This window comes from Streptomyces viridosporus (assembly GCF_002078235.1).
Classification (GTDB): Bacteria; Actinomycetota; Actinomycetes; order Streptomycetales; family Streptomycetaceae; genus Streptomyces; species Streptomyces viridosporus.
Genome location: NZ_MSGP01000213.1, coordinates 445 through 7,326, shown reverse-complemented (window position 1 = coordinate 7,326; position 6,882 = coordinate 445). Strand labels below are relative to the sequence as shown.

Below are 6,882 nucleotides of genomic sequence, written 5' to 3'. Positions count from 1 at the left end.
GTGATCGGCTTGTGCAGCTGCTCCGGGAAGCTGTCCACGGCGTACGGGTTCTTCACCTGACCGTTCTCGATGGTCGGGGTGGGAACGTCGTACACCAGGCGGACCTGGAGCTGGGGGATGGCCTTGAAGCCGTTCGGGCAGCTGCCGTCCGCCTGGACGAACGCCACGTGGTCGCGGTGGTTGGCGCTGTCGGTGTTCTGACCGTCCCAGCAGCTCTGGAAGTTGGACGTGCGCACGAGCTGGCTGCCCTCGGGGCACAGCACGTACTTGTCCGTGGACTGCCGGTCCTCGAAGCCGGTGCAGCTGTACGAGGTGTTGGCGTTCTTCAGACCGTTGGTGAACGCCTTGGCGTCACCGGTGATGATCCGCATGAGCTTCGGGATCGCGACGACCTTGCTCCGCTTGTTGCCGACGAACCGGAGCTGGGCCTCCTTGGCCTGCAGGATCCTGCCGACGTTGCCCTCGGCGCCGCCGCCCTGGTCGGCCGCGTCGAACTCCTGGGTGCCGTCCTGCACGCGCAGCACCGGCCAGAAGTACGAGGACTTGTCGCCCTGGTTCTGGCAGCTGGTCTCGGCGACGACCAGGTCGTCGTCGCTGGAGAGCGAGCTGTTGCTCTGGTTGCCGACGTAGTCGTGCATGTGGTGCGCGCCGTTCGCGACACCGGGGGCCACGATGATGTTGTCGCTGTTGTACAGCTTGTTCTCGTTGACACCGCACTTCGTGGTGAAGCTGCCCCTGGAGCCGGACCTGCCGTTGGCGGCCAGACCGTTCGGGAGGTCGCGCGAGTTCGGCGGGACGTCGTTGATGTCGATGAAGTCCTCGGCGAACGGCCCCGCGGCACCGTTGCCGTTGTCGTTCGGGGTCTGTCCCTCGCCCTGGCCCTGGCCGTCGCCCTGGCCGTTGTCCTGACCCTGGCCGTCGCCTTGTCCCTGGCCGTTGTCCTGGCCCTGGCCGTCACCGTTCTGGCCGTCACCGTTCTGGCCGTCGCCGTTCTGGCCGTCGGTCGGCTGCGGCTGGTCGGCGGGGCGGCCGGAGCAGGGGGCGAGTTCGTCCAGGTTCCCGGGGGCCTTGCCGCCCGCCCGGTTGATCTCCAGCTTGATCCGGTCGATCAGCACCTTGCGCCGGTCCTTGAGCGGGCCCAGGATGGCGTTCTGCACGTACTGCGCGTCCCCGGCCTGCGCCTGGCGCGTGGTGACCAGGCGCTGGTAGGCGTCGGTGATCTGCTGGTCCATCGAGGCCAGTTCACCGTCGACCTCACCGCGGGCCTGCTCCGGTACGTCGGAGAGCTGCTGGCCGACGTCCGGGCAGTCGATCGTGGCGATCTGCCGTGCCGCGTTCGACTTCGTCCGGTTGTTCGGCGAGTTCTCCTCGTGCGCCGAAGCGTAGAAGTTCGCCCAGACCAGCCCGCCCCCACCGAGCGCTAGGGCCGCCGCCCCGGCTATGGCCTTGGTGGCCAGCGGCATACGGCGTTTTCTTGTGTTGCGTCCCATGGAACTCCTCTGACTTCCTTGCGGGGCATCCCATTGCGGGGCATCGAGCGGCCCGACAGGAGTGAAGCGGCTCCCTTGAGTACGGGAGCCGTCCCGCGGGTGTTCACCCGTCCCGGAAATCGATGAGAAATTCGTGCGGCGCGGTGGTTTCAACAGCCCCTGCAATACCGGGAGTTGCTGATCGCCCACGCGAGGTGCACGGCCGGGTCCGGTTTCACCGGCCGTGGTCGAGATACGCGAGAACCGCCAGCACGCGCCGGTTGTCGTCGTCCGAGACCTCCAGCCCCAGTTTGGCGAAGATGTTCGCGGTGTGCTTCGCGATCGCCCGTTCCGTCACCACCAGCCTGGCCGCGATCGCCGTGTTGGACCGCCCCTGCGCCATCAGCTCCAGCACCTCCCGCTCCCGGGGCGTCAGCCGCGCCAGCGGCCGGTCGTCGCCCGACTGCCGCGCCAGCAGCTGCTGGATCACCTGCGGGTCCATCGCCGTGCCGCCCGCCGCCACCCGCCGCACGGCGTCCACGAACTGCTCCGCGTCGAACACCCGGTCCTTCAGCAGGTATCCCACGCCGCCGCTGCCGTCGGCCAGCAACTCCCGTGCGTACAGCTGCTCCACGTGCTGCGAGAGCACCAGCACCGGCAGCCCGGGGCGCTCGCGGCGGGCGTGCAGCGCGCACTGCAGCCCCTCGTCGGTGTGCGTCGGCGGCAGGCGCACGTCGACGACGGCGACGTCCGGCTCCAGCTCGGCCAGGGCCCGGGCCAGTTCGGGCCCGGACTCCACGGCCGCGGCGATCTCGAAGTCGTGCGCCTCGAGGAGCCGGACGAGTCCGTCGCGCAGCAGGAACAGGTCTTCGGCTAGGACGACGCGCAAGGGATCTCCACGGTGACCATGGTGGGACCGCCCGCGGGGCTGCTGACGGCCAGGACGCCGTCGAATGTACCCAGCCGCCGCTCGACCCCGGTCAGTCCCGAGCCGGCCCCGACCACCGCACCGCCCCTGCCGTTGTCGGTGACGGTCACCCGCAGGTGCCCGTCCGCGTGGTGCACGTCGACCCAGATGCGGTCGGCGCCGGAGTGCTTGACCGCGTTGGTGAGCACCTCGCTCACGGCGAAGTACGCGGCCGACTCCACGGGGGCGTCCGCCCGCCCGGGCAGCTCCACGTTCACCTCGGTGGCCACCGGCAGCCGCAGCGCCAGCGCCCGCACCGCGTCGCCCAGCCCGCGCTCGGCCAGCACCGGCGGATGGATGCCGCGCACCAGCTCGCGCAGCTCCGACAGGGCCTCCACGGAGGACCGGCGGGTCCGGGCGATCAGCTCCTTCGCCTTCGCCGGGTCCTTGTCGAGCAGCGCCTCGATGGTCCCCAGGTCCATGCCCACCGCGACCAGCCGCGCCTGCGCCCCGTCGTGCAGGTCCCGTTCGATGCGCCGCAGTTCGGCCGCGGAGGTGTCCACCGCGTCCCGCCGCGTCTCGGTCAGCACCCGCACCCGCTCGGCCAGTTCGGCCTGGTTCGAGCCGAGGACGGCCCGGGTGAGCCGGAAGTGGACGTCCAGCAGGCGCCGGGCGAAGAAGTGCGCGAAGAACAGCAGGACGAGGGCGAGCACCCCCGCGCCGAGCGCGGACGTCTGGTCGTCGACGGGCACGAAGCCGTACCAGTACCCGTCGCCCATCACCCGCCACAGCCCGAGCGCCAGCGCGAACCCCTCCAGCGGGTAGAGCAGCAGCACCGCCGGCAGCAGCGCGGTGACGAAGCCCGCGGTCATGTCGACCACCAGCCACTTCAGGTCCCGCCAGGTCGCCGGGTCGCGCAGCATCCCGAAGGTGCGCGTCCACGGGTCGGCGTCCCGGGGCAGCGGCCGGTACGCGGACGGGATCCGCACCCCGCCCCACTCGGCCGCCAGCACCCGCCGCCGGTTCGCGTACGTCCGCACCCCCGCCAGCACGTACGGGGTGGTGACGATGCCGACCCCGATCGGGATCAGCGCGAGGGAGAGCAGGGCCAGCGAGAAGCACAGCACCGATCCCGGCAGCCCCACCAGGGCCAGTGCCAGCCCCCGCACCGCGGCGAGCGCGATGCCCCGCCCCCCGGTCCGCCCGTCACCGCTCTTCGTGTCGATGGTCATGGCGCAAGTCTGGCCGAGCGCGGGGGACGGGTCACTGGGCCGAGCCCCCCGGCCGGGGGGTGGTGCTGCCTACACCTCTCCGGTGCTCCCGGTGTCTGCGGTGCCACCGGCGCGCGCCAGCACCTTCGCCTCCACCTCCGGGTCCAGCCCCTTGCGCGTCCGGTCCGGGCGCTGGGGCGCGGTGCCGCCGATGTCCTGAAGCCAGCGCCAGGTGTCGGCCACGGTCTCGCCGACCGGACGGCAGCGCAGACCGGTCGCGACCGCCCGGGAGACGTCCGCGCTGTGCACCGTGTGGTACAGGTCGCTGCCCGGCGGCGCCCACACCGGCAGCTCCGTCCACGGCTCGATGCCCGCCTCGAGGACCACCTCCGGATCGGTCCACCGCAGCTCGGCCGTGCCACCGGTCACCTCGGCGCACGCCCCGAGCAATCCGCCCATCGTGGTGTGCCCCTGCGGGGAGATCAGGTTGTACGGCCCGCTCAGCTCCTGCCCGGCCGCGTCGAGGATCCACTCGGCGAGGTCGCGGGCGTCGACGTACTGGAGCGGCAGGTCACGCGGCCCCGGGGCGAGCACCGGGCCGCCGCGCGCCATCCGGGTCAGCCACCAGGGCAGCCGGCCCACGTTCTCGTACGGTCCGAGGATCAGCCCGGCCCGCACCAGCACCGACCGGTCCGCGCCGAAGGAGTCGAGGACCGCGAGCTCCCCGCCCCGCTTGTCCTGCGGGTACTCCGTGCGGTCGGCGTCGGCCGAGGCGCCCTCCACCAGGGGAGCCCGCTCGGTGTACCCGGCGGGCGGGGCCCACGCGTACACCGAGCAGCTCGACACGTACACGTACCGTCCGGCGCGGCCCCGCAGCAGCCGCGCCGAGTCCCGCACCGCGCGCGGGGCGTCCGACCAGGTGTCGACGACGACGTCCCACTCCCCGGGGTCCTCGTCGAGCGCGGCCAGGCCGTCGGGCGCGGTGCGGTCGCCCCGCAGCGTCCGCGCGCCCGGCGGTGCCTCGTGCCGCCCCCGGTGGAAGACGGTCACGTCCCAGGCCCGGCCGAGGGCCGCCTCGACGACGGCCCGGCCCGCGAAATCCGTACCACCCAGCATCAGAAGTCTCATGCCGGTGACTCTGCCCGGTCCGGTGGTGCGGGGGAACGGGAATCTGCTGTCGGCAGACGGCCGCCGGTCTCAGCGCCCGGTCGGCGGCAGGTACTTGTAGCCGACCCGGCGCACCGTGCGGATGGTGTCCCGGTACCGCGGGCCCAGCTTGCGGCGGAGCCGGGCGATGTGGACGTCGACGGTGCGGCCGTCGCCCACATGGCCGTAGCCCCACACCGTGCCGACCAGGTGCTCGCGGGTGTGCACCCGGCCCGGGTGCGCCACGAGATGGGCCAGCAGCTCGAACTCCAGGTAGGTGAGGTCCAGTTGCCGCCCGTCCACCTCGGCGGTGCGCCGGTCGGTGTCGACGCGGATCAGCGAGTCGTCGTCGGGTCCGGCGCCGGCGGACCCGGCCGGTTCCGGCACCGCCACCGGGAACGGCGGCTGCTGGTCGGCCGGGACCAGCACGAGGTAGCCGACCATCGGGGGACGGCCGGGCAGGGCGGGCAGGCTGTGCTGCGGCGCGGGCAGCCAGGTGGCCCCCGGCGGCAGCAGGTCCGCGACGGTGGCCACGTCGTCCCGGTCGACGGCACGCAGCCGGTACCGGGGACGCTCGGGCGCGGGGGCGGTGAGCGGGGCGGAGGAGGCGGAGGACAGGGAACGGGTGGTCGCCATGAGAGGTCAGCTCTTTCGCGCGAAGGGGTCGTCGAGGGACGTACGCGGTTCGCGCCGGCGGAAGGCCGGGAGGTACGGCGTCAGAGAGCCGGCGCGTTCGTCGCGCGACAACACACCCGGTCGAAGTCGTGGTGCTGACGGGAGGGCCAGAAGGGCTCGAGGTCATGGCGGCCCGTCACGGGGTACTTCTGGATGCCGACCATGCCCCCATTGAAGCAGACCCCGGCGGCCGGCAGGAGCCCGCGCCCACTGTGCGGACGCCGCACGCACGGTGCGGCGTCCGGACGGCGCGAGGGGGCGCCCGCCCCGGCGGCGGACGGCCGCCCCGCGCGACCGCGGGACGGCCGGCCGGACGATCAGACCTGGCCGGCCTTCTCCAGGGCGGTGCAGCAGGTGTCGACCAGCAGACGGGTCACCACGTACGGGTCGACGTTGGCGTTCGGGCGGCGGTCCTCGATGTACCCCTTGCCGTCCTTCTCGACCTGCCACGGGATACGGACCGAGGCGCCCCGGTCGGAGACGCCGTAGGAGTACGTGTCCCACGGGGCGGTCTCGTGCAGGCCGGTGAGGCGGTCGTCGATGCCGGCGCCGTAGTTCTTGACGTGGTCGAGCGGCTTGGAGTCCTCGCCCAGCGCCTCGCAGGCGGTGATGACCGCGTCGTAGGACTCGCGCATCGCCTTGGTGGAGAAGTTGGTGTGCGCACCGGCGCCGTTCCAGTCGCCCTTGACCGGCTTCGGGTCCAGGGTGGCGGCGACGTCGAAGTCCTCGGCGGTGCGGTAGAGCAGCCAACGGGCCACCCACAGCTGGTCGGCGACCTCCAGCGGCGGCAGCGGACCGACCTGGAACTCCCACTGGCCCGGCATGACCTCGGCGTTGATGCCGGAGATGCCCAGGCCCGCCTTCAGGCAGTTGTCCAGGTGCGCCTCGACGACGTCACGGCCGAAGATCTCGTCGGAGCCGACCCCGCAGTAGTAGCCGCCCTGCGGGGCCGGGAAGCCGCCCTTGGGGAAACCGAGGGGGTGGCCCTCCTGGAAGAAGGTGTACTCCTGCTCGATGCCGAAGACCGGTTCCTGGGCGGCGAACTTCTCGGCGACCTCGACCAGCGCGGCACGGGTGTTGGACGCGTGCGGCGTCATGTCCGTGGTGAGGACCTCGCACAGCACCAGGACGTCGTCACCGCCGCGGACCGGGTCGGGGCAGACGAAGACCGGCTTGAGCACGCAGTCCGAGGCGTGGCCCTCGGCCTGGTTGGTGGAGGACCCGTCGAAGCCCCAGATCGGCAGCCCGGCGCCCTCGGCCGCTTCCCGGGAGGACGTGAGGACCTTCGTCTTGGAGCGCAGCTTGGCGGTCGGTGCGGTGCCGTCGATCCAGATGTACTCGGCCTTGAAGCTCACGGTTCACATCCTTCGGGGTGGGGCTGGGCGCTGGTGCGGGTGCTGCTGCGGCGCCGCGGCACCGGGGGGCGCCGCTCTCGTCGACAGGCAGCCTGTCAACGGGCGGTTTCCCGACCATT

At 72.3% G+C, this 6,882-nt stretch carries 6 protein-coding genes; all 6 read right to left on the bottom strand.

Features of this window, described 5'->3' with window-relative positions; translation table 11 throughout:
• The coding region (locus tag B7L92_RS15740; protein WP_081238230.1) for a DUF1996 domain-containing protein at positions 1-1,490 on the bottom strand (1,490 nt) is incomplete at its 3' end.
• A gap of 214 nt (positions 1,491-1,704) precedes the next feature.
• Positions 1,705-2,358 carry a LuxR C-terminal-related transcriptional regulator gene (locus tag B7L92_RS15735; RefSeq protein WP_081238229.1) on the bottom strand — a complete coding sequence of 218 codons (654 nt, stop codon included), beginning with the start codon at positions 2,356-2,358 and terminating at the stop codon, positions 1,705-1,707.
• The gene (locus B7L92_RS15730) at positions 2,343-3,608 is read right to left on the bottom strand and encodes a sensor histidine kinase (protein ID WP_081238228.1); all 1,266 of its coding nucleotides are present in this window, start codon (positions 3,606-3,608) and stop codon (positions 2,343-2,345) included. Before B7L92_RS15730 ends, B7L92_RS15735 begins: the two co-directional genes overlap by 16 nt.
• Before the next feature lie 69 nt (positions 3,609-3,677).
• The gene (locus B7L92_RS15725; RefSeq protein ID WP_081238227.1) at positions 3,678-4,715 is read right to left on the bottom strand and encodes an NAD-dependent epimerase/dehydratase family protein; all 1,038 of its coding nucleotides are present in this window, start codon (positions 4,713-4,715) and stop codon (positions 3,678-3,680) included.
• 69 nt (positions 4,716-4,784) lie between these two features.
• Positions 4,785-5,369, bottom strand: a complete 585-nt coding sequence (locus tag B7L92_RS15720) for a winged helix-turn-helix domain-containing protein (protein ID WP_081238226.1) — start codon at positions 5,367-5,369, stop codon at positions 4,785-4,787.
• Positions 5,370-5,725: 356 nt separating this feature from the next.
• On the bottom strand, positions 5,726-6,763 hold the full coding sequence (gene glnII / locus B7L92_RS15710; RefSeq protein ID WP_081238224.1) for a glutamine synthetase: 1,038 nt from the start codon (positions 6,761-6,763) through the stop codon (positions 5,726-5,728).
• Positions 6,764-6,882 lie beyond the last annotated feature (119 nt).